This window comes from Tabrizicola thermarum, from assembly GCF_003574395.1.
GTDB classification, from domain to species: Bacteria; Pseudomonadota; Alphaproteobacteria; order Rhodobacterales; family Rhodobacteraceae; genus Tabrizicola; species Tabrizicola thermarum.
Genome location: NZ_QMJY01000072.1, coordinates 24,100 through 45,773 on the forward strand (window position 1 = coordinate 24,100; position 21,674 = coordinate 45,773).

Consider the following 21,674-nt stretch of genomic DNA (forward strand, 5'->3'; position numbering starts at 1 on the left):
CGATCAGATTCGCTCTGTCGCGTCCTCTAATCAACTGAATACCAAGCAATATCATCAGCTTGATCGGATTGTCCTCGCCATGAAGGGCATGAGCGAACGCGAGTATGCGGCCCATTCCGGCCTCTCCCGCGGCGGGGTGCAGAAGGCTCGGAAGAACGGGCGGCTGGTGGTCCATGACGACGGGTCGATCAACGCCGCGGCCTCGGACGTGCGGCGGGCCGAGATGACGGACCCCGACCAGCAGCGCCGGTCGTTGGGCGGTGACGGGCTGGCCAGCGGCCCCGGCGACACGACATCGTATATCAAGGCGCGCACGGCGCTGACGGTCTACGCGGCGCAGGAACGTCAGCTGGCCGTCCAGAAAAAGAAGAGCACGCTGGTCGACCGCGCGCGGGCGGAAACACTGGTGTTTCGTCTCGCACGGCAGGAACGGGATGTCTGGGTGACCTGGCCCGGACGGGTGGCCGCGCTGATGGCGGCGCAGATCATGGCGGAGGTGGAACGGCATTCCGGGGCATCGGTGACGATCGAGACCGCGATCATGCAGAGGGTGCTGGAAGCCCATGTCCGCGAACAGCTCGACGCCCTCGCCGACCTCCGGGTTTCCCTCGGATGACGACAACGACCTGACCGCCGGTCTCGACCTCGGCTTCGATGGCGCCGAGGATCTGCTACGGGTCTGGCGGCAGGGGCTGCGGCCTGATCCGAACCTGACGGTGTCGGAATGGGCGGATCAGCATCGCTGGCTGTCGTCGCGCGGCGCGGCCGAGCCGGGGCGGTATCGCACCGCCCGCGCGCCCTACCTGCGCGAGATCATGGATGCGCTGTCCCCAGGCCATCCGGCGCAGCGCATCACCTTCATGAAGGCCGCGCAGGTGGGCGCGACCGAGGCCGGGAACAACTGGATCGGCTTCGTCATCCACCACGCGCCGGGGCCGATGCTGGCGGTGCTGCCGAGCCTCGAACTGGCAAAGCGCACCTCGCGGGGCCGTCTAGATCCCCTGATAGCGGACAGCCCGGCGCTGCGCGAGCGGGTCAACCCGGCCCGGTCGCGGGATGCCGGGAATTCGATGCTGTCGAAGGAGTTTCCCGGCGGCATCCTCGTGCTGACCGGCGCGAACTCGGCCACCGGCCTGCGATCGATGCCCGCGCGCTATGTCTTCCTCGACGAGGTCGACGCCTATCCAGCCTCGGCCGACGAGGAAGGCGATCCGGTCACGCTGGCCGAGGCGCGGACCACCACCTTCTCGCACCGGCGTAAGGTCTTCATGGTCTCGACGCCCACGATCCGGGGGCTGAGCCGAATCGAGCGCGAGTTCGAGGCATCGGACCAGCGACGTTACTTCGTGCCCTGCCCGCACTGCGGGGCGATGCAGTGGCTGCAGTTCGACCGACTGCGCTGGGCGAAGGGGAAGCCGGAGACCGCCGTCTACCATTGCGAGGGTTGCGAACGCCCCATCGCCGAGCACCACAAGACCGAGATGCTGGCCAAGGGTGAGTGGCGGGCGACAGCGGTTTCCAGGGATCCGAAGGCCATCGGCTTCCACCTCTCGGCGCTCTATTCACCGCTCGGGTGGAAAAGCTGGTCAGACGTGGCGCGGGAATGGCTGGCGGCCCAGGGGTCGGACGAAACGCTGCGCGTCGCGCGCAACACGCTTCTGGGCGAGACATGGGTCGAAAGCGGCGACGCGCCGGAATGGCAACGGCTGGCAGATCGGCGGGAAGCCTGGAAGCCGGGCACGGTGCCCATGGCCGGGTTGTTCCTGACCGCCGGGGCCGACGTGCAGAGGGACCGGATCGAAGTCGATATCTGGGCCTGGGGCCGGGGGCTCGAGTCCTGGCTCGTCGATCACATCGTGATCCCGGGCGGCCCTGACGATCCGGCCGCATGGGACAAGCTGACCGCCCTGCTCGGCCGGTCGTGGCAGCATGCCAACGGTGCCTTCATGACCGTGGCGCGGCTGGGCATCGACACCGGCTATGAAGCAGCGGCCGTTTATGCCTGGTCGCGCAAGGTCGGGTTTGAGCAAGTCGCGCCGCTGAAGGGCCTCGAAGGGTTCAACCGTTCGGCCCCCGTTTCTGGACCGACCTATGTCGATGCCACCATCCGCGGGAAACGGCTGCGCCGCGGCGCGCGGCTCTGGTCGGTGGCGACCGCGACGTTCAAGGCCGAGACCTACCGCTTCCTGCGGATCGAACGCCCCTCAGACGAAGACCGCGCCACCGCGCTGCTCGACGCTCCGGGCACGATCCACCTTCCCTGCTGGGCCGACACCGAATGGCTGAAGCAGCTGGTGGCGGAACAGCTGGTCACGATCCGCAACAAGCGCGGCTATGCCCATCAGGAATGGCAGAAGATGCGCGAGCGGAACGAGGCGCTGGACTGCCGGGTATATGCCCGCGCCGCGGCTTGGATCCTCGGTGCCGACCGATGGGACGAGGCCACGTGGCGGCGGCTCGAGGCCCAGGCGGGCGTGGAAACGCGCATGACCGCGGCCGTGGCGGCCGAAACCACAAACGACCCGGCCCAGCCCAAGGCCGGAACACTGACCACGCCACGCCGGAAACGGCGGGCCTACACCCCGAACTTCATGAGGGACTGATGGACCTGGAACGCATGCAGGCCCTGCTCACGGCACTGCAGGAAGCCCGCTTCGCCGGGCTGCGCAGCGTCAGCTATGACGGCAAGACGGTGACCTATGGCTCGGACGCCGAACTGGCGACGGCGATCAGGGATCTGGAAGGCCGGATCGCGACCGCCTCTGCCACGCCGCGTCGCCGCCGCTGGGGTACTGTGGCCACGAAGGGTCTGTGACCATGGTCTTCGACGCCTTCCGCGCGCGGCTCGGGTCCATCATCGGCGGGTTCGACGCCGCGCAGTCGCACCGCCGCATGCGCGGCTTCCGCGCCACCCGGGCGCATGTGAACACGCTGATCGCCGCCTCCGGCGAGACCATCACGGCCCGCGCCCGCTGGCTGGTCAGGAACAACGGCTATGCGGCGAACGCTGTCGATGCCTTTGCGAATCATGTCGTCGGCGACGGCATCAAGCCCTCGTCGAAGATCGTGGATGGAGCAAAGAAGGAGGAATTGCAGAAGCTCTGGCTTGCCTGGACCGACGAAGCCGATGCCGAGGGGCTGACCGACTTCTTCGGCCTGCAGCGCCGGGCTGCGCGGGAGGTGTTTCTGGCGGGTGAGGTCTTCCTGCGCATCCGCGCACGGCGTGCCGAAGATGGTCTGACGGTGCCGATGCAGCTGCAGATGCTGCCCTCGGAAATGCTGCCAAAGGACATGACCCGCGTCCTGCCCGGCGCGGGATCGATCCGGCAGGGCATCGAGTTCGACGGGATCGGCCGCCGCGTGGCCTATCACTTCCTGCGCCGCCATCCGGGCGACATGACCGATCCGGGGATGGCCGGGGAAACCGTCCGGGTTCCGGCCTCGGAGGTGATCCACATCCTTGACCCGGTCGAGGCGGGCCAGCTGCGCGGCGTGTCGCGCTTTGCCGCGGCCGTGGTGAAGCTGTTCACGCTGGACCTCTACGACGACGCCGAACTGGAGCGGAAAAAGACAGCGGCGATGTTCGCCATGTTCATCACCTCGCCCGCCCCGGAAACCGCCCTCGATCCGGCCGAAGAGGATCTGGAGGTCGAACCCGGCCAGGTGGTGCGGCTGGATCCCGGCGAAGACGTGACCACGCCTTCGACGCCGGACTCTGGCAGCACCTACGAGCCGTTCCAGTACCGGACTCTCTTGCAGATCGGCGCGGCGCTGGGCGTGCCCTATGGCTATCTGACGGGCGATACCGCGAAGGGGAACTTCTCGAACACCCGGATCGCCCTCGTCGACTTCCGCCGCCGCATCTCGGCCTTCCAGTATTCCGTGATGGTCTATCAGCTCTGCCGCGCCGTCTGGGCGCGCTGGATGGACATGGCGGTGCTGGCGGATGCAATGGACTTGCCGGGCTATGCCACCGACCGGCGCCAATACCTCGCCTGCGACTGGCTCCCCACGAAATGGGACTGGATCGACCCGGCCAAGGATGCCGCGGCCGAGATCCTGCAGATCGAGGCGGGCCTGAAATCCCGCACGCAAGCCATCGCCGAACGCGGCTACGACGCCGAGCAGGTCGACCGCGAAATCGCCGCAGAACGCAGACGCGAGGCCGAACTGGGTCTCGACTTCCGGCGGCCGGGATCGCCCGCGCAGGCGGCAGGCCGCGGCAGCGAGGATCAGGGCGGCGAAACGGACCCTGACGATGAGGACCAGCGCGAGAATGACGATGTCGAGGACCGGGAACCCCGGCCTGCGGAGGAAGGATGATGCACCACACCCAGATCGCCCAGCGCGTCTTCAACACGCCCCTGATGGTCGATCCCGCCAAAGCGCTGGCCTTCCTGACCGGGCTTGGCCCTCGGATCGTTGGGCGGGAAGTCAGCATCGAAGGTTTGGAAATCTCGGCCGAAGATCGGGATGCCGCCAACCTCCCTTCCCGCGGCTCTCTCTTCGGCGACGACCTGACCAAACGCCAGGCGCGAAACGGTGGCCTGCCCTTCGCCGTCGTGGACGGCATCGCTGTCATCGAGATCGCGGGCACGCTCGTCCATCGCGGGGCGTGGATCGGGCAATCCTCCGGCCTGACCTCCTATGAGAGGATCGCGGCGCAGTTGCAGGCGGCGCTGGCCGACCCCGCCATCCGCGGCATCGCGCTCGACATCGACAGCTTCGGTGGCGAGGTGGCCGGTGCCTTCGACCTGGCTGACCGCATCCGCGCGGCGCGTCAGGTCAAACCCGTGCAGGCTTTCGTCGCCGATCACGCCCTCTCGGCCGCCTATGCGCTGGCCTCCCAGGCCGACCGGATCATCCTGCCCCGCACCGGCGCCGTTGGCAGCATCGGCGTCGTGGCCATGCACAGCGACATGAGCGGGGCGCTCGACCAGAAGGGCATCGCAGTGACGCTGATCCACGCAGGCGCCCGCAAGGTCGATGCGAACCCTTACCAGCCCCTGCCCGAGGCGGTCCGCGACCGGATCGAGGGCGAATTGGAAGACCTGCGCCAGCTCTTCGCCGAGACCGTCGCCGAAGGGCGCGGCCGCCGCCTCGACACAAGCCAGGCACTGGGCACCGAGGCCGCCGTGTTCCGCGGGGAGGCGGCGGTCTTCGCCGGTCTTGCCGACGAGGTGGCCGATCCGGTCACCGCCTTCCGCGCTTTCGCCGCCGCACCCCGCGGCACATCCACCCCCAGAGGAAAGGGCCCGATGATGACCACCGCCCCCGAAGATCATGCGCAGCCCTCGGCCGCGCCTGCCATCAGTCCTGCGCCGGAACCGGCCGCGCCCACGGCAATCGCACCGCCGCAAACCACGGCGGCCGCCATGTCGCCCGAAGCGATCCGGGCCGAGGCGGCTGAGGTCGCGCAGGTCTGCGCGCAGGCCGCGCGCCTCGGCATCCAGATCGACGCCGCCGATGCGGTCGCCAAGGGCGTGAAGCCGGAAGCGCTGCGCGCCAAGGTCCTGGCCGATCTAGCTGCCCGAAGCGACGCCGCGGGCATCATCGCCACCGCCCCGGCCGTGGGCGCGAAGGAAAGCCACATCGTGGCAGCCGCGAAGAAATCGGCCGCCGCCTCGCGCTGATCCCGGCACCGATCACTGCCGCGCGCGCCATCGAACAGCGCACCCCATCCCCCGAACACCGTGGAGACTGAACCATGCCCGTCCTGACGGAACCGCCCAGCATGGGCGATGTCCTCAAATATGAGGTCAACCCGAACTACACCCGCGAGGTGGTGACGCTGCTCGCGGGCACGCCCTATCCCGTCGGCGCCGTCCTTGGCCGCATCACGGCCAGCGGCAAATACAAGCTCGCGACCAGCAGCGGCACCGATGGCGCACAGATCGCCTCGGCCGTCCTGCTCTATGCCGTCGATGCGACGTTGGCCGATGCCACCGGCATCGTCGTGGCCCGCGGCCCGGTCATCGTCTCGCGCGCGGGTCTCGCCTACGACGCCACTGTCGATGACGGGGCAAAGATCACCACCAAGATCGGCCAGCTGGCCGCCGCAGGCATCGTCGCGCGCGACAGCGTCTGATCCCCCTCATTCCCCCGGAGCATCCCCCATGACCCTCGTCCGCAATCCCTTCGACGCTGGCGGCTATTCGCTGGCCGAGATGACGCAGGCCATCAACATCCTGCCCAACCTCTACACCCGCCTCGCCCAGATCGGCCTCTTCCGCTTCGAAGGGGTCAGCCAGCGCTCGGTCATCATCGAGCAATACGAGGGCGTCCTCAGCCTCCTGCCCTCCGTCCCCCTCGGCGGCCCCGCCACCGTCGGCACCCGTGAAGGCCGGTCCATGCGCAGCTTCGCCCTGCCGTGGATCCCGCATGACGACGTGGTCCTGCCTGCCGACATCCAGGGACAGCCCGCGCTGGGCGGCGCGTTCGATGCGGCCGATCCCCTCGTCGAGGTGATGAACCGCAAGCTCCTCCTCATGCGGCGCAAACATGCCCAGACCCGGGAATACATGGAGATGAACGCGCTCCGCGGCATCGTGAAGGATGGCGCGGGCACGACGCTCTACAACTACTTCACCGAGTTCGGCCTGGCGCAAATCTCCGTCGACTTCGTCCTCGGCACCGCAGGCACGAACGTGCAGGGCAAGGTCCGTGAGGTGCTGCGCGCCATCGAGGACAACCTGCTGGGCGAGGCCATGACCAGCGTCCATGCCCTCGTCAGCCGCGAGTTCTTCGACAAGCTGATCGCCCATCCCAAGACGGAAGAGGCCTACAAGTTCTATGCCTCTACCGGCGCCCAGCCCCTGCGCGAGGATGTGCGGCGGAACTTCCCCTTCGGCGGGATCCTGTTCGAGGAATACTCCGGTACCGTCACCCTCTCGACCAAGGCCACCGAACGGCTGGTTCCGGCGAACGAGGGCATCGCCTTCCCGCTCGGCACGATGGACACCTTCACAACCTATGGCGGCCCGGCGAACCTGCTGGAAACCGCCAACACCATCGGCCTGCCTCTCTACGCCCGCCAGCATCTGGACGAGAAAGGCCGCTGGATCGACGTCATGACCGAGGCCTCGATCCTGCCGGTGAACAAGCGGCCGCGGCTGGCGATCCGCCTGCACACGTCGAACTGACGGACGCACCCATGTCCGTCTTTGCTGCCGCCATGGACCGCATCTTCACCGATGCCTCCATGGCGGCCCCGGCCCTCTGGATCTCGGCCACCACATCCGAGGAACGCCCGATCCGCATCATCCGCCACGCCCCGGATCGCGTGACCGACTTCGACGCGGGGCGCTTCGTTAGCGACACGACGGTGGTGGATGTGCGCGTCGCCGACCTGCCCACCCCGCGCCCGGGCGACGTGATCGTCATCGGCGCGGACAGCCATGTCATCCAGGGGGAACCGCTGCGCGACCGGGAACGGCTGATCTGGACGCTGGACCTGAGGCCCGCATGAGGCTGAAGCTGGAAATCAGCCCCGACCTTGCAGCCCTGCTGCAGGCCGAAATCGCCGCGGGCGAGAAGGCCGTCACCACCGCCATGCGCGAGGCGGGCATGGGCCTCAAATCTGCCTGGCGCGGCCAGATCACCGGCGCGAGCCTTGGCACCCGGCTTGGAAACTCGATCCGCCTCGCAACCTATCCCAAGGGCAGTGAGAGCCTGAACGCCGCGGCGCTGGTCTGGTCGAACGCCCCGGTGATCGTCGGCGCGCATGACGCGGGGCCGATGATCCGGTCGCGCAACGGGTTCTGGCTGGCCATCCCCACCCCGGCCGCGGGCAAATCCACCCGCGGCGGGCGTATCACCCCCGGCGACTGGGAACGCCGTACAGGGCTGCGGCTGCGCTTCATCTACCGCCGCCGCGGTCCGAGCTTGCTGGTGGCCGAGGGGCGGCTGAACAGCAAGGGACATGCGGTTGCGTCACGAGCTAAAACCGGTCGCGGGCTGACCACAGCGCCGATCTTCCTGCTGGTACCGCAGGTCAAGCTGCGCAAGCGGCTCGATCTTGCGCGGGATGCGGAGCGGGCCATCGACGGCGTGCCGGGGCGGATCGTGGCGGGGTGGGTAGAGGAGAAAGGAAGCGGACTTCTGCGATAGGGACGGATACAACATCGATATCGCGGCGGCAGCACGAGCCAGACAACCAAGTTACAGCGGTAGTTCGGGGGCGTATCAGTCCCAACGATCAACCCAACTGTATTGCGGAGGGATAGTTGCGTTCTGGATCAGATCAGGATTGACGATCTCCTGCCCATCGCAGATCAGCACGGCTGGGCCAACGCAACGATGCTGATACCTTGAGGCTATTTGGTCGGAGAAACTCATCACCTTCTTAGACAATTGCATCGGCGACGTGCTGGACGGATATGGCAGCTTTGGAGACGGGAACACAACCAGATGATCATAGATCAGCGCAATAGGAAAATAATCGGTCCTAAAGCGCATTAACCCAATGCAAGGATTGGCAATCTCTCTTGTCGGCACCTCAATAAGATAATTCCAATACATGAGCTCAGTATCTGGGGAAAGTCTGATCAACGCGGTGGGCTGCGCCGAGATTGTTGCTTGATCGCTTCGGAGACCCGGGCACGGGTCGTTGGCGGTCCATTTCGCGGTTTCTCGGCCACCGTATCGGCGGTTTGGCAAATTCCGGACAGACTCGTCCTCATGCCAGCAGCCGCCTTCGGACCAGGAACAGGTTGCCGAGGGCGAACAGCGTGAAGAGCTGGGCGCGGTTCTTGGCCAGTCCCCGGTAGCGGGTCTTCACGTAGCCGAACTGCCGCTTGAGGATGCGGAACGGGTGCTCGACGCGGGCTCTGACCATGGCGATGATGCGGTTGATCTTCTCGTCCTCGGGGTGGAGCTTGCCGCCCTTCGGCGCCTTGCGCATCACGCCCCAGACCTTGCCATCGTCGCTGAACGCGGCCTCCCGCTCGGCGTTGACATAGCCCTTGTCGGCCCAGACCGAGGTCTCCTCTCCATGCAGCAGCTCGTCCCAAATCCGACTGTCATGGACCCTGGCGGTCGAGGTCTCGAGACTGTGGGTCACGCCGCTTTCGGCATCGACGCCGACATGCGCCTTCATGCCGAAGTACCACGTGTTGCCCTTCTTCGTGGACGACATCTCCGGATCGCGGGCGCCCGCCTTGTTCTTGGTCGACGACGGCGCGTCGATGATCTTGCGCGGGCTCTCTCGGACCGATGGCGTTCGCCCGCTCACATCCACCAGGGTGCCCGAGCGCAGGGTGATGCCCTTGTCGGCCAGATGCGCGTTCACGTCCGCAAAGATCGCCTCGGTCAGCCCGTGCCGCTCCAGCAGGTGGCGGAAGTTCAGGATGGTGGTCTCGTCCGGGATCCGGTCATCGCCCAACTCGATCCCGGCAAAGCGGCGCATTGCTTCGCTGTCATACAGGGTCTCTTCTGCCATCGGGTCGCTCAGCGCATACCAGTTCTGCAGGAAGTAGACCCGCAGCATCGTCTCCAGCGGCATCGGCGGGCGGCCACCCTTCGGCCCAGCCTTGGGATAATGCGGCGCGATCAGCGCCAGAAGCCGACCCCAGGGAACCACCGCATCCATCTCCGACAGGAACAGCTCGCGCCGCGTCTGCTTCTTCTTCATCGCGTCCCGAAGACCGGGAAAGGCGGGCTGTTTCGGCATCTGGTGGGGCTCCTTGAAAGGATGCCCAAGTCTATCAGATCAGGCGGAAACAGGGAGGTTTTTCAGACGCTCCCTAAGTCTTGCATCCCTTCCTTGCAACGTGGCCTTCACGCGGCGAGCGTAAACGGACTTCTTGTCCGCAAAGACCTCAATCCACCAAACGCCCATTGGACATCAAATGCCCACCACCCGCGAAACCGTCCTCGCCGCGCTGCACGCGCGGCTGCAGCCGCTTGCCGCCCTCACCCTGCGTGACGAGGTGCTGCCAGAGCGGATCCCGGCGGCCGGGCTGATCATCCTGCGCGATGGCCAGCCGGGCGAGCCGGAGGTGACGCTGTCGCCGCTGCGCTATCATTTCCAGCACCGGGCCGAACTGGAGGTCGTCGTCCAGGCGGGTACCGGCCGGGCAAGCGCCTTCGATGACCTGGTCGCCGCCATCGGCACGGCGCTGGAAACCGACCGGACGCTGGGCGGCCTCTGCGACTGGGTCGAAGCCGAGGCCCCGGCCTCGGTCGACCTGCCCGTCGAGGGCGGGGCGGCCTTGAAGGCAGCGGTGATCACCGTCGCCCTGCACTACACCACCACCGGCCCCTTGGCCTGACAACCCCATATAGGAGACCCCCATGGCACGCGCACACGGCGCGCGGGCGCAGATGGCGCTTGCGTTCGAGACGGTTTACGGAATCCCGCCCGCCAGCGGCTATCGGCTGATGCCCTTCGCCCGGACCACGCTCGGCGCGGAACAGCCGCTGCTGAATTCGGAGCTTCTCGGTTACGGCCGCGATCCCCTGGTACCCATCAAGGACGCTGTCACCGCCGATGGCGAGGTGGTGGTGCCGATCGACGTCGAGGCCTTCGGTTTTTGGCTCAAGGCCGCCTTCGGTGCCCCCACAACGACAGGCACCACGCCCAAGACCCATACCTTCCAATCGGGGAACTGGACCCTGCCCTCGATGGCCATCGAAGTGGCCATGCCCGAGGTGCCGCGGTTCGCGATGTATGCAGGCTGCGTGATGGACCAACTGTCCTGGCAGATGAACCGCTCCGGCCTGCTGACCGCCACCGCCCGGCTGATCGCGCAAGGTGAGGCCATCGCTGCCACCACGGCCGCGGGCACGCCGACCGCGCTGGGCCTGCAGCGCTTCGGCCATTTCAACGGGGTGGTCAAACGCAACGGCACGGCCTTGGGGAACGTCGTCTCGGCCGAGATCACCTATGCCAACGGCCTCGACCGGATCGAGACCATCCGCAATGACGGCAAGATCGAGGGTGCCGATCCCGGCATGGCGGCGCTGACCGGCCGGATCGAAGTCCGTTTCGCGGACTCTGCCCTCGTCACCCAAGCCATCGACGGTACGCCCTGCGAGCTTGAGTTCGCCTACAGCCTCGGGGCGAATGCCAGCTTCACCTTCACCGCCCATGCCGTCTACCTGCCCGTCCCGCGGATCGAGATCCCCGGGCCCCAAGGCATTCAGGCTACCTTCGACTGGCAGGCCGCCAAGGCCACCAGCCCCGCCCGCATGTGCACCGCCGTCCTCGTCAACACTGTCACGGGATACTGATCATGATCCGACTGAACCTGTCGAACCGGCCCGAATGGCTGGACCTGCTGCCCGGCCTGCGCGTTCTGGTGGCCCCTCTGACCACCGCCCTGATGGTCTCGGCCCGCGCCGACCCGGCCATCGACGGCCTGTCGGAAACCTCCAGCCAGGAGGACATGGCCCTCGCGATGGCCAAGGCAGTCGCGCGCCGCGCGGTGCTGGAATGGGAGGGGGTCGGTGACGAGGCAGGCAACCTCGTGCCGGTCAGCCCGGCCGGGATCGATGCCCTCCTCGAAATCTGGCCCGTCTTCGAAGCCTTCCAGGCACAATACGTCGCCCGCGGCCTGATGCTGGACGCGGAAAAAAACGCCTCCGCGCCCTTGCCGACTGGTCCTTCGGCGGGGGCGACGGCTACTGCGCGGCCTGCACGGGCCCCTGCCCCGACTGCCCCGCAAGACTGAACCGGCCGCAGACAGTCGAAGGCTGGCAGGTCTGGGACCTCACCCAGCGTCTTGGCGGCCAACTGCGCATCGCGCCGGGGGCGGTGATCGGATGGGACATGGGGGCCGCCCTCGCGCTGGCGCAGGCGCTGGGCATTGCGCCGTTGATCGCCGCCGAACTGCTGCCCGAGATCGAGGAAGTGATGGTGCGCAAACTGAACGAGCAGATGGAAGGACGCCGGAATGGGTGAGAAGAAGGTCTCCGTCCGCCTCGTGGCGGAGGGCGGACGTCGCGTGCGCGCTGAACTGGAGGGGGTAGGTGATGCCGGGGCCCGTGGCTTCGGCCGCCTGTCCTCGGAGATGGAACTGGCCAACACGCGCCTCGCCAGTTTCGCGCACCGGGCCGGGATCGCGCTGGCGGCGGTCTCGGCGGCTGCGGCGGCGGCCGGGGTGACGATGGTGCGCTCGGGCCTCGCGAACATCGACGCGCAGGCGAAGCTCGCGCAGTCGATGCGCACCACTGTCGAGAGCATCCAGACCCTGACCTGGGCTGGAGAGCTTGCGGGCGTTTCGATGGGCGAGATCGAGCAGGCGACGAAGAAGCTGACGACACGCCTGTCGGAGGCCGCCAGCGGTTCGGGCGCGGCGGTCGGCGCGCTCCGGCGGCTGAACCTGACGGCGGCGGAACTGCAGGCGCTGCCGCTCGACCAGCGCATCGTCGCGATCCAGGACGCGCTGAACCGCCTCGTGCCCGAGGCGGAACGTGCCGCAGTTGCCTCCGACCTCTTCGGCGACCGCGCGGCGCTGGCCTTCCTGCGGATCGACAGCGCCACGCTGCGCGATGCTGCCCGCGATGTGCAGGACTTCGGGGTGGCGGTCAGCGCTGCGGATGCGGCGCAGATCGAGCGGACGGGCGACGCCATCGCGAGGCTCAGCCTGATCTGGACCGGCCTCGTGAACCGCCTGACCGTGGCCGTCGCCCCGGCGCTGGAAACCATCGCCACGAAGCTCGCCGACATGGCACGCGCGACCGGCCCCATCGGGCAGGCGATCACCGCGCTCTTCGACAACCTCGGGCGGATGGCCACCTATGCCGCAACCTTCGCCACCGTCATGGTCGGGCGCTGGGTGGCGGGAATGGCGGCCGCAGCCTTGTCGGTGCGCGGCCTCGCGACGGCGCTGGTCTTCCTCCGCGGTGCCCTGATCCGCACCGGCATCGGCGCGCTGATCGTCGGGGCGGGCGAGCTGGTCTATCAGTTCTCGCAACTCGTCACCCGGGTCGGCGGGGTGGGCGAGGCCTTCCGCCTGCTGGGCGATCTGGCCCGCGAGGTCTGGTCCCGCATCGGTCTTGCGCTTGACGCGGCCCTCGCCCGCATGGCGGCCGGATGGGAGGGGCTGAAGGCGGCCGGTCTCTCGGCTCTCGAGGGCACCATCGCGGGGGTGGTCAGCTTCGGTGATCGGACGGCGGCGATCTTCCAGGGGGCGTATGACGCGGCGGTCGCAATCTGGGGCAGCCTGCCCGGTGCCATCGGCAATTTCGCCTTCCAGGCCGCGAACGGTCTGATCTCCGGCGTCGAGGCGATGCTGAACGGCGTCGTCACCCGGATCAACAGCTTCATCGAGACGCTGAACGCCGCCCTCGCGCTGCTGCCCGAATGGGCGACCGGCGAAGGCGGGGTGCGGATCGGTATCCTCGACCCGGTGGAACTCGGCCGCATCGGCAACCCCTTCGAGGGTGCCGCGACCGCTGCCGGTGCTGCCGCGGCGAATGCCTTTTCGGCTGCGCTGTCCCGCACCTACCTCGACCCGCCCGATCTCGGTCTCGGCGCGATGGCCGATGACGCCCTCGCTCGGGCCGACGGGTACCGCGGAGCGGCAGGCATGCTCGCAGATGCGGCCGGTCGGCCACTCGCCAGCTGGCAGGCCCTGAAGGATGCCGTCACCGGCACGGGGACCGAGGCAGAGACCGCGCTGGCAGATGCCGCCGCCTCGGCCGATGCCTTGACCACGGGGCTGAACGACACCGCCACCGCCGCCGAGGGCGCAGGCGGTGCCGCGCGCGACGCCGGGGCGGCTGCCGCCGAAGGCGCGGACACGGCCCTCTCCGGCTGGCAAGCCGTCACCGCCGCACTCGCCGACTACGCCGCGAAGGCGCGCGACATCGGCGGGGACATTGGCAGCGCACTCGTGGGCGCCTTCCAGAGCGCCGAGAACGCCATCGGTGACTTCGTGAAGACCGGCAAACTCGACTTCCGCGACCTGGTCACGTCGATGATCGCCGATCTGGCGAAGCTCGCCGCCCGTCGTTTCATCCTTGGCCCCATCGCCAATGCCCTTTCCGGCGCGCTGGGCGGCGCGGGTGGGATTCTCGCCAACATCCTGCACTCGGGCGGGATGGTTGGCGCCCCTGGTCCCGGCCGGATGGTCCCGGCGCTGGCCTTCGCCAATGCCCCGCTCATGCATTCCGGAGGGACCGTGGCCCCAGTGGGGCCGCGTAAGCCCGGAGGAAGCGGCTGGGCCGGGCTGCGCCCGGACGAGGTGCCCGCGATCCTCCAGCGCGGCGAGCGGGTCCTCTCCCGGCGCGAGGCAGCAGGGTACGGCCAGGCGGGCGCCTCGACCGTCAATGTCACGATCAACGCCCGCGACGCCGAAAGCTTTCGCCAGTCGCGGACGCAGGTCGCGAGCGACATCGCCCGCGCTGTCTCGCTGGGTCAAAGGGGCATGTAATGGCCTTCCACGAGGTCCGGTTTCCGGACAACATCAGCCGCGGAGCGCGGGGCGGCCCCGAGCGGCGCACCCAGATCGTCGAACTGGCAAGCGGGGCCGAAGAACGCAACGCCAGCTGGGCCAACTCCCGCCGCCGCTACGAAGTCGCCTACGGCATCCGCCGCGCCGACGATCTGGCGGCGGTCGTGGCGTTCTTCGAGGCGAGGAACGGCCGCCTGCATGGCTTCCGCTTCAAGGACTGGGCAGACTTCAAGTCCTGCCTGCCATCGCAGACGCCGGGCCCGACCGATCAGCCCATCGGCACCGGCAACGGCTCGGCCACCCTGTTCCAGCTGACCAAGCGCTACACCTCGAGTGCGCAGTCCTGGACGCGAACCATCACCAAGCCCGTCGCCGGTTCCGTCACCATCGCCCTGAACGGCGCGCCGCAGCCCTCCGGCTGGTCCGTTGCCGCCACTACCGGCCTCGTCACCTTCGCCACGGCCCCGGCCGCTGGCGTGGCCATCACCGCAGGCTTCGAATTCGACGTCCCTGTCCGCTTCGACACTGACACCCTCGACGTCACCCTCGATCTCGAACGACTCGGGTCAATCACCTCGATCCCCCTCCTGGAAATCCGCACATGAAGTCCCTGAACCCCGCGCTGCAGGCGCACCTCGACGAGGGCACGACGACCCTCGCATGGTGCTGGCGGATCGCCCGCGCCGATGGGGTCAGTTTCGGCTTCACCGACCACGACCGGACACTCACCTTCGATGGCACCGAGTTCGAGCCGGAAAGCGGGCTGACAGCGTCCGAGGTGCGCTCGGGCTCCGACCTGTCCGTCGACGCGCAGGACGCGCAAGGCGTGCTGTCATCAGACCGGATCACCGAGACAGACATCCTCGATGGTCGCTGGGACAACGCGGCGGTCGAGGTCTGGCGGGTGAACTGGGCGAGCCCGTCACAACGCGTTCTCCTGCGCCGCGGGGCCATCGGCCAGATCCGGCGCGGGCGGCAGGCCTTCGTGGCGGAGGTCCGGTCGTTGGCCCATGTCCTTGGCCAGACGGTCGGGCGCACGTTCCAGGCCAGTTGCGATGCTGCGCTGGGCGATCCGCGCTGCGGGGTGAACCTCGAGGCCCCGGCATTCAAGGGCACCGGCGCGGTGGTCGATGTACTGCGCGACCGGGCCTTCACGGCCTCCGGACTCGCCAGCTTCGCGGCGGGCTGGTTCGCCTTCGGCCTCGTCGAATGGTCGACCGGTGCGAACGCCGGGCGGCGTGTCGAGGTGCTGTCGCATGACCTCGTCGACGGCGTCGCCATCCTGACCCTGCTGGAGGCGCCAGTACGACCAATCACGGCGGCGGATGCTTTCGTGGTCCGGGCGGGCTGCGACAAGCGGATCGCGACTTGCGGTGCGAAGTTCGCCAATGTCGCCAACTTCCGGGGCTTCCCGCACATCCCTGGTCAGGATGCGGTGCTGCGCTATGCCACCAGAGATGGCGGCCACGAGGGGGCGGTGCTGTGAAGACCGCGGATCCCGCGCGCGTCATCGCCGTTGCGCGGTCCTGGCTAGGCACGCCCTACCACGACCAGGCGAGCCTGCGCGGGGGCGGCTGCGATTGCCTCGGTCTCGCGCGAGGCGTCTGGCGCGAGGTCGTGGGCCCGGAACTATTCCCGATCCCGCCCTACAGCCGGGACTGGGGTGAGACCGGCCCGCGCGAAGTTCTGGCTGACGGGGCGCGGGCGGTGATGCCGGAAATCGCACCCGCCGATGCCCGACCCGGCGCGCTGGTCCTCTTCCGCATGATGCCGCGCGCCATCGCGAAGCATGTGGGCATCCTCACCGGACCTGACACCTTCCTCCATGCCTATGAACGCCTCGGCGTGATCGAGGAACCGCTGACGACCGCATGGCGACGCCGCATCGCCTTCGCCTTCCTGTTCCCCGCACGCTGAGATTTTCCCATGATGGTGTGGATGGCTCCTCCCCCCAACGGCATCGCAATGTGCCATGCTGGTAGTGTCATCGACCAACAAAGGAACGGGAGCCATCCACATGGAGATTACAACACTCGGGATTGATCTGGCCAAGTCGGTATTTCAGCTGCATGGCACCGATGCTGGCGGCAGGGTCGTCCTGCGCAAGCGGCTGCGGCGCAACCAGGTGCTGGAGTTCATGGCCAGTTTGCCGCGCTGCCTGGTAGGCATGGAAGCCTGCGGCACCTCGCATTACTGGGCGCGGGAAATCCTGGCGCTCGGGCATGATGTGCGGCTCATCCCTCCCGCCTATGTGAAGCCCTACGTGAAACGCCAGAAGAACGACATGGCCGATGCGGCGGCGATTTGCGAGGCGGTCACGCGGCCCAGCATGCATTTCGTGCCGGTGAAATCCGCCGAACAACAAGGCGTGCTGGTGCTTCATCGAACCCGCAAGCTGTTGTCGCGTCAACGCACGATGATGCTGAACGCGCTTCGCAGCCATCTGGCGGAATTCGGCATCATCGCCCCCAAGGGGCCATTCCACCTGGCCCAACTTGCCATTGCGCTGCGGAACGGAGAGCATGATCTGCCCGAGGTGGCGCGCGTTGCCCTTCTGGGCTTTGCCGATCAGCTGGCCGCGCTGAGCGAGGAGATCAAGTCGCTGGAAGCCCAGCTTCTGGCCTGGCACCGCCAGAGCGCGCTGAGCCAGCGGCTGCAGACCATTCCCGGTGTCGGGGTGCTGACCGCCACGGCCATGGCGGCGTCGATCCCCGATGCAACGCTGTTCCGCTCGGGTCGGCAGTTTGCAGCTTTCCTCGGGCTCGTGCCGAAACAGAACTCGTCGGGCGGCAAGGAGCGGCTGGGCCGCATCTCGAAGATGGGCGATCCCTACCTGCGAACGCTGCTGGTGAACGGGGCGACCTCCGTGATCCGGCGCATCACGAATGCCGCGGGGCCGACCGCGATCTGGATCCGCAGATTGCTGGAGAAAAAGCCGACCCGCCTTGTCACGGTGGCGATCGCCAACAAGACCGCCCGCATCGCCTGGGCCGTCATGGCGCGCGGCGAAGACTATCGCAGGCCCGCTATGGGCTGAGCCGGTTTGCGGCCTGAAGACGGGCCGCTTGATTTGCGAGGGCAATGAAGGTGATGATGATCCAGAGGACCCGCCGCAAGGACACCCCGCAGTCGTAGCCCGGGCGTTACAGCTCGATTCCATGATTGGGACCTTCGCGTCGCGGACTTCATCAGGGCCAGCGGTCATGCAGCACCGCGCCAACAGGCCGAACACATGACCGCAATCCGCAGCGATCACGGTCACCCGAAAATCACCCTTGCAAAAACGGAGCCATCCACACATGGCCACCCTTGTCCTCGGCGCCGTCGGTTCTGCCATCGGCGGGGCCTTTGGCGGCGCGATCCTCGGCTACTCCGGGGCCGCCATCGGTGGCTTCATCGGCTCGACCGTGGGGTCGGTCGTCGACAGCTGGATCGTCTCCTCGCTGGCCCCCGCGCAGAAGATCGAGGGCCAGCGTCTCGACAGTCTTCGGATCACGTCAGCGACGGAGGGAGCGATCATTCCGCGCCTCTTTGGTCGCATGCGGATCGGCGGCAACATCGTCTGGGCCACCGACTTCCGTGAACAGACCAGGACCACCACGCAGGGTGGCGGCAAGGGCGGTGGCGGACCCAAGGTCCGGACGACCGAGTATCTCTACTATGCCAGCTTCGCCGTGGCGCTGTGCGAAGGCCCGATCACCGGGATCGGGCGCATCTGGGCCGACGGCAAGCCGCTCGACATGACCGGCATCACATGGCGCTGGTATCCGGGGAACGAGGCGCAGGCGGCTGATCCGTTCATCTCCGCGAAGATGGGGGCGGCGAACACGCCGGCCTATCGCGGGACGGCCTATGTCGTCTTTGAGGAATTGCCGCTGGCAACCTACGGCAACCGCCTGCCGCAGCTGTCTTTTGAAGTCTTCCGGCCGCTCGCGGATCCCGACACCGCTGAAGGGCTGGTCAAGGCCGTCACCATGATCCCCGCCTCTGGCGAGTTCACCTATGCGACGGAGACGATCCGCAAGAGCGCGGGCGGCTTCGGCGGCTCGACCTCTGTCGAGAACCTGAACGCGCTGCCGGATGAGGCCGATATCGTCGTGGCCCTCGACCGGCTGCAAGCCATGGCCCCGGCCGTCGAGAGCGTCAGCCTGGTCGTCGCCTGGTTCGGCAATGACCTGCGCGCGGGGAACTGCACGATCAAGCCCGGCGTCGAGGTGGCGACGAAGGTCACGAGCCCCAAGACCTGGACGGTCAACGGGGTTGCTCGGGCCAATGCGCATCTCGTCAGCCGTGACGCCGAGGACCGCCCGGTCTACGGCGGCACGCCTGCCGACTTCGCGGTGGTGCAGGCCATCCGCGAGATGAAGGCGCGCGGCCTGCGGGTGACCTTCTATCCCTTTCTGCTGATGGACGTGCCGCCCGGCAACACGCTGCCGAACCCCTATTCGAACAACGCCGCTACTCCCGGCCAGCCCAGCTTCCCCTGGCGCGGGCGGATCACCTGTTCGCCTGCGCCGTGTTATACCGGGACAACGGAAAAGACCGCCGCAGCGGCGACGCAGGTCTCCAGCTTCTTCGGCGCGGCCACTCCGGCGCAGTTCTCGGTGTCGGGCGACAGCGTCAGCTGGACCGGCCCCTCGGGCGACTGGGGCCTGCGCCGGATGATCCTGCACTACGCCCATCTCTGCGCGGTGGCGGGCGGGGTCGATGCCTTCCTGATCGGGACCGAGATGCGCGGGCTGACCACGATCCGCTCCAGCGCCAGTTCCTATCCGGCCGTGACCGCGTTCAAGGCGCTGGCGGCGGATGTGAAGTCGATCCTCGGGCCGGGCACCAAGGTCGGTTACGCCTCGGACTGGTCGGAATATTTCGGCCACCAGCCCGGCGACGGCAGTGGCGACGTGTTCTTTCACCTCGACCCGCTCTGGTCGGACGCCAACTTCGACTTCATCGGCATCGACAATTACATGCCGCTGTCGGACTGGCGCGACGGTTTCGACCATGCCGATGCCCTCGAGGGCTGGCCCGGCATCCATGACCGGGCCTACCTGCAGGCCAACATCGCAGGCGGCGAGGGCTTCGATTGGTTCTATGCCAGCGCTGCCGACCGGTCGGCGCAACTGCGCACCCCGATCACCGATGGCAGCGCGGGTAAACCATGGGTCTTCCGCTACAAGGATCTGCGGGCTTGGTGGTCGAACCCGCATTTCAACCGGCCGGGCGGGGTCGAGAGCGGCACGCCCACCGCATGGGTGCCGCAGTCGAAGCCGGTCTGGTTCACGGAACTCGGCTGCCCCGCCATCGATAGGGGCACGAACCAGCCGAACGTCTTCTTCGACCCGAAGTCGTCCGAAAGCTTCACGCCCTGGTTCTCCCGCGGCTGGCGCGATGACGCGATCCAGCGTGCCTACCTCGAGGCCAGCTATCTCTGGTGGGGCGATGCCGCGAACAACCCGACGTCGTCCGTCTACGGCGGCCGGATGGTCCACGTCCCCGAATGCGCCGCCTGGACCTGGGATGCTCGGCCCTATCCGTTCTTTCCCGAACTGACCGGGGTCTGGACGGATGGTCCGAACTGGCGGCTCGGGCACTGGCTGACCGGACGGCTGGGTGCGGTATCGCTCGCCGCGCTGGTGCGTCACCTCTGCCTGCGCGCCGGGCTGGCGGAAAGCCTGATCGACGTCTCAGGCCTCTGGGGCGCGGTCGAGGGCTATGTGATCGGCGCGCTGGAAAGCCCCCGCGCGTCGATTTCCACGCTGGCACGGCATTTCGGGTTCGATGCCATAGAGACCGAGGGCATGATCCGCTTCGTCATGCGCGGGCGGGCATCGAGCCTCACACTTACGGTGGATGATCTGGTCTCCAGCCGGGAAGGCGAGGCGTTCGAGCTGACCCGGGCGCAGGAGACCGAGCTGCCGCAGGCGCTGAAGTGGCAGGTCGCGCGGGCGGATGAGGATTACGACGCGGCCCTCGTCGAAGCCCGCCGCATCACCGTCGACGCGACGCGCATCGCCTCGGAAAGCTTCCCGATGGCGATCCCACCCGAGGAAGCCGAACGCCGGTGCCGCCGCGCGCTGATGGAGGCGTGGATCGGACGCGAGAGCGCGACCTTCCGTCTGCCGCCCTCGCGCCTTGCCCTCGATCCAGCCGACGTGATCCGGCTGGCGCATGACAGCCGCGAGGTAGAATTCCGTCTCGTCTCGGTGGCCGATGCAGAAGCGCGCGGGATCGAGGCGGTGCGTCAGGACCGCGCCGCCTACGACCTGCCGCCTGGCGATCCTCGACCGGCCTCGCTCGCGAGCCCCGTCGTCTTCGGCACCCCCGAGGTGGTGATGCTGGACCTGCCGCAGATCAGCGAGGACCAGCCCGCCCATCGCCCCCTGATCGCCGCCCATGCCAGCCCCTGGCCGGGCGAGATCGCCGTCTTCCGCAGCGCGTCCACGGATGGGTTCAGCCTTCTGACCACCTTCGGCAGTCGGGCGCGGATCGGCACGCTGACGTTCGACTTCTTTCCGGGGCCGACCTCGCGCTTCGATCTGGGTAACGCGCTGGTGGTCGATCTGCTGTCCGGAACGATGGAAAGCGTGACGGACGTCGCGCTGTTCAGCGGGGCCAATGCACTGGCTGTCGAGTCCGGGGCCGGGGTCTGGGAGATCGTCCAGGCGGGCGCGGCCGAACTGATCGGACCCGGCCGATACCGGCTGACCCGCCTCCTGCGCGGCCAGCGCGGAACGGAACATGCCATGGGCAATCCGGCCCCTGCTGGTGCGCGGGTCGTTGTACTGGATACGACGTTGGCCTCACTGCCAATCGCCGAGGCCGACCTCGGCCTGCCGTGGAACTGGCGGGTCGGCCCGGCCGCGCGGGCGGTCAGTGACGCAAGCTATGCCGCGCTGGGCTTCGTCCCGACCGGGCGGGGCCTTGTCCCCTTCGCGCCGGTCCATGTCGAACAGCCATGGCGAACGGCACGCAGTCCCGGCGATCTCGCCATCCGCTGGACGCGGCGTTCCCGCGCGCTGGTCGCGGATGCCTGGGAGCAGGTCGAGGTGCCGCTGGCAGAAGATGTCGAGGCCTACGAGGTGCGGATCCTCGACGGCGCTGCGATCAAGCGCACACTGACCAGCAGCACGACCTCCGTTCTCTACACCGCCGCACAGCAGACCGCTGATTGGGGCGCTCTGCTCGGACCCGCCCAGACGCTGGCCATCCGCATCTACCAGCTTTCGAACCGCCTCGGCCGCGGCACGCCCGCTTCCGTGACCCTCCAGTTCTGAC

21 protein-coding genes are annotated in these 21,674 nt (G+C 67.8%); 19 read left to right on the forward strand and 2 right to left on the reverse strand.

Annotated features, from left to right (window positions below):
- The first annotated feature begins 79 nt into the window (after positions 1–79).
- The 9 genes from D5084_RS10285 (at position 80) to D5084_RS10325 (ending at position 8,109) form a co-directional block, all read left to right on the forward strand.
- A complete protein-coding gene (locus D5084_RS10285) occupies positions 80–616 on the forward strand; it encodes a hypothetical protein (RefSeq protein ID WP_128515402.1) in 537 nt (178 codons plus the stop codon).
- On the forward strand, positions 564–2,603 hold the full coding sequence (locus D5084_RS10290; protein ID WP_128515403.1) for a phage terminase large subunit family protein: 2,040 nt from the start codon (positions 564–566) through the stop codon (positions 2,601–2,603). The genes D5084_RS10285 and D5084_RS10290 overlap by 53 nt, the downstream gene beginning before the upstream one ends.
- Positions 2,603–2,815 (forward strand): phage head-tail joining protein, encoded by a 213-nt coding sequence (locus tag D5084_RS10295; protein ID WP_128515404.1) that lies wholly within the window; start codon positions 2,603–2,605, stop codon positions 2,813–2,815. The genes D5084_RS10290 and D5084_RS10295 overlap by 1 nt, the downstream gene beginning before the upstream one ends.
- Before the next feature lie 2 nt (positions 2,816–2,817).
- Positions 2,818–4,323: a phage portal protein gene (locus D5084_RS10300; protein WP_128515405.1), complete on the forward strand. Its 1,506-nt coding sequence runs from the start codon at positions 2,818–2,820 to the stop codon at positions 4,321–4,323.
- Complete coding sequence (locus tag D5084_RS10305) at positions 4,323–5,633, forward strand: S49 family peptidase (protein ID WP_128515425.1); 1,311 nt, start codon at positions 4,323–4,325, stop codon at positions 5,631–5,633. The genes D5084_RS10300 and D5084_RS10305 overlap by 1 nt, the downstream gene beginning before the upstream one ends.
- A gap of 74 nt (positions 5,634–5,707) precedes the next feature.
- Complete coding sequence (locus D5084_RS10310) at positions 5,708–6,088, forward strand: head decoration protein (RefSeq protein ID WP_128515406.1); 381 nt, start codon at positions 5,708–5,710, stop codon at positions 6,086–6,088.
- Between the two features lie 28 nt (positions 6,089–6,116).
- On the forward strand, positions 6,117–7,142 hold the full coding sequence (locus D5084_RS10315; protein WP_074556081.1) for a major capsid protein: 1,026 nt from the start codon (positions 6,117–6,119) through the stop codon (positions 7,140–7,142).
- Between the two features lie 11 nt (positions 7,143–7,153).
- Positions 7,154–7,468, forward strand: a complete 315-nt coding sequence (locus D5084_RS10320) for a head-tail joining protein (protein WP_128515407.1) — start codon at positions 7,154–7,156, stop codon at positions 7,466–7,468.
- On the forward strand, positions 7,465–8,109 hold the full coding sequence (locus D5084_RS10325) for a DUF6441 family protein (protein WP_128515408.1): 645 nt from the start codon (positions 7,465–7,467) through the stop codon (positions 8,107–8,109). Before D5084_RS10320 ends, D5084_RS10325 begins: the two co-directional genes overlap by 4 nt.
- A 75-nt stretch (positions 8,110–8,184) precedes the next feature.
- Here D5084_RS10325 and D5084_RS10330 read toward each other — a convergent pair whose 3' ends face one another.
- On the reverse strand, positions 8,185–8,550 hold the full coding sequence (locus tag D5084_RS10330; protein ID WP_128515409.1) for a hypothetical protein: 366 nt from the start codon (positions 8,548–8,550) through the stop codon (positions 8,185–8,187).
- 127 nt (positions 8,551–8,677) lie between these two features.
- Positions 8,678–9,670 (reverse strand): IS5 family transposase, encoded by a 993-nt coding sequence (locus D5084_RS10335; RefSeq protein WP_128515410.1) that lies wholly within the window; start codon positions 9,668–9,670, stop codon positions 8,678–8,680.
- Positions 9,671–9,848: 178 nt separating this feature from the next.
- Between D5084_RS10335 and D5084_RS10340 the strand changes: the two genes are divergently transcribed.
- From D5084_RS10340 to D5084_RS10380, 10 genes are all read left to right on the forward strand, one after another.
- Positions 9,849–10,271, forward strand: a complete 423-nt coding sequence (locus tag D5084_RS10340) for an acyl-CoA transferase (protein ID WP_128515411.1) — start codon at positions 9,849–9,851, stop codon at positions 10,269–10,271.
- 22 nt (positions 10,272–10,293) lie between these two features.
- The gene (locus tag D5084_RS10345; RefSeq protein ID WP_128515412.1) at positions 10,294–11,232 is read left to right on the forward strand and encodes a phage tail tube protein; all 939 of its coding nucleotides are present in this window, start codon (positions 10,294–10,296) and stop codon (positions 11,230–11,232) included.
- Positions 11,233–11,234: 2 nt separating this feature from the next.
- Positions 11,235–11,672 carry a phage-derived protein YdaY family protein gene (locus D5084_RS10350; RefSeq protein ID WP_128515413.1) on the forward strand — a complete coding sequence of 146 codons (438 nt, stop codon included), beginning with the start codon at positions 11,235–11,237 and terminating at the stop codon, positions 11,670–11,672.
- Positions 11,673–11,755: 83 nt separating this feature from the next.
- The gene (locus D5084_RS18860) at positions 11,756–11,902 is read left to right on the forward strand and encodes a DUF7697 family protein (protein WP_435532674.1); all 147 of its coding nucleotides are present in this window, start codon (positions 11,756–11,758) and stop codon (positions 11,900–11,902) included.
- Positions 11,895–14,378, forward strand: a complete 2,484-nt coding sequence (locus D5084_RS10355; RefSeq protein ID WP_128515414.1) for a phage tail tape measure C-terminal domain-containing protein — start codon at positions 11,895–11,897, stop codon at positions 14,376–14,378. The genes D5084_RS18860 and D5084_RS10355 overlap by 8 nt, the downstream gene beginning before the upstream one ends.
- Positions 14,378–15,004, forward strand: coding sequence for a DUF2460 domain-containing protein (locus D5084_RS10360; protein ID WP_128515415.1), 627 nt, complete (start codon positions 14,378–14,380; stop codon positions 15,002–15,004). Before D5084_RS10355 ends, D5084_RS10360 begins: the two co-directional genes overlap by 1 nt.
- Entirely contained in the window at positions 15,001–15,885 is an 885-nt protein-coding gene (locus tag D5084_RS10365) for a phage/gene transfer agent baseplate hub protein (protein ID WP_128515416.1), read from the forward strand. The genes D5084_RS10360 and D5084_RS10365 overlap by 4 nt, the downstream gene beginning before the upstream one ends.
- Positions 15,882–16,316, forward strand: a complete 435-nt coding sequence (locus tag D5084_RS10370) for an NlpC/P60 family protein (protein ID WP_128515417.1) — start codon at positions 15,882–15,884, stop codon at positions 16,314–16,316. The genes D5084_RS10365 and D5084_RS10370 overlap by 4 nt, the downstream gene beginning before the upstream one ends.
- 100 nt (positions 16,317–16,416) lie before the next feature.
- Positions 16,417–17,436 carry an IS110 family RNA-guided transposase gene (locus tag D5084_RS10375; protein ID WP_128515418.1) on the forward strand — a complete coding sequence of 340 codons (1,020 nt, stop codon included), beginning with the start codon at positions 16,417–16,419 and terminating at the stop codon, positions 17,434–17,436.
- 262 nt (positions 17,437–17,698) lie between these two features.
- Entirely contained in the window at positions 17,699–21,673 is a 3,975-nt protein-coding gene (locus D5084_RS10380; protein WP_128515419.1) for a baseplate multidomain protein megatron, read from the forward strand.
- Position 21,674 lies beyond the last annotated feature (1 nt).

Coding starts and splice junctions, on each gene's coding strand:
- D5084_RS10285 (WP_128515402.1), top strand. CDS start 80: ATGAAGGGCATGAGCGAACGCGAGTATGCGGCCCATTCCGGCCTCTCC.
- D5084_RS10290 (WP_128515403.1), top strand. CDS start 564: ATGTCCGCGAACAGCTCGACGCCCTCGCCGACCTCCGGGTTTCCCTCG.
- D5084_RS10295 (WP_128515404.1), top strand. CDS start 2,603: ATGGACCTGGAACGCATGCAGGCCCTGCTCACGGCACTGCAGGAAGCC.
- D5084_RS10300 (WP_128515405.1), top strand. CDS start 2,818: ATGGTCTTCGACGCCTTCCGCGCGCGGCTCGGGTCCATCATCGGCGGG.
- D5084_RS10305 (WP_128515425.1), top strand. CDS start 4,323: ATGCACCACACCCAGATCGCCCAGCGCGTCTTCAACACGCCCCTGATG.
- D5084_RS10310 (WP_128515406.1), top strand. CDS start 5,708: ATGCCCGTCCTGACGGAACCGCCCAGCATGGGCGATGTCCTCAAATAT.
- D5084_RS10315 (WP_074556081.1), top strand. CDS start 6,117: ATGACCCTCGTCCGCAATCCCTTCGACGCTGGCGGCTATTCGCTGGCC.
- D5084_RS10320 (WP_128515407.1), top strand. CDS start 7,154: ATGTCCGTCTTTGCTGCCGCCATGGACCGCATCTTCACCGATGCCTCC.
- D5084_RS10325 (WP_128515408.1), top strand. CDS start 7,465: ATGAGGCTGAAGCTGGAAATCAGCCCCGACCTTGCAGCCCTGCTGCAG.
- D5084_RS10335 (WP_128515410.1), bottom strand. CDS start 9,670: ATGCCGAAACAGCCCGCCTTTCCCGGTCTTCGGGACGCGATGAAGAAG.
- D5084_RS10340 (WP_128515411.1), top strand. CDS start 9,849: ATGCCCACCACCCGCGAAACCGTCCTCGCCGCGCTGCACGCGCGGCTG.
- D5084_RS10345 (WP_128515412.1), top strand. CDS start 10,294: ATGGCACGCGCACACGGCGCGCGGGCGCAGATGGCGCTTGCGTTCGAG.
- D5084_RS10350 (WP_128515413.1), top strand. CDS start 11,235: ATGATCCGACTGAACCTGTCGAACCGGCCCGAATGGCTGGACCTGCTG.
- D5084_RS10355 (WP_128515414.1), top strand. CDS start 11,895: ATGGGTGAGAAGAAGGTCTCCGTCCGCCTCGTGGCGGAGGGCGGACGT.
- D5084_RS10360 (WP_128515415.1), top strand. CDS start 14,378: ATGGCCTTCCACGAGGTCCGGTTTCCGGACAACATCAGCCGCGGAGCG.
- D5084_RS10365 (WP_128515416.1), top strand. CDS start 15,001: ATGAAGTCCCTGAACCCCGCGCTGCAGGCGCACCTCGACGAGGGCACG.
- D5084_RS10375 (WP_128515418.1), top strand. CDS start 16,417: ATGGAGATTACAACACTCGGGATTGATCTGGCCAAGTCGGTATTTCAG.
- D5084_RS10380 (WP_128515419.1), top strand. CDS start 17,699: ATGGCCACCCTTGTCCTCGGCGCCGTCGGTTCTGCCATCGGCGGGGCC.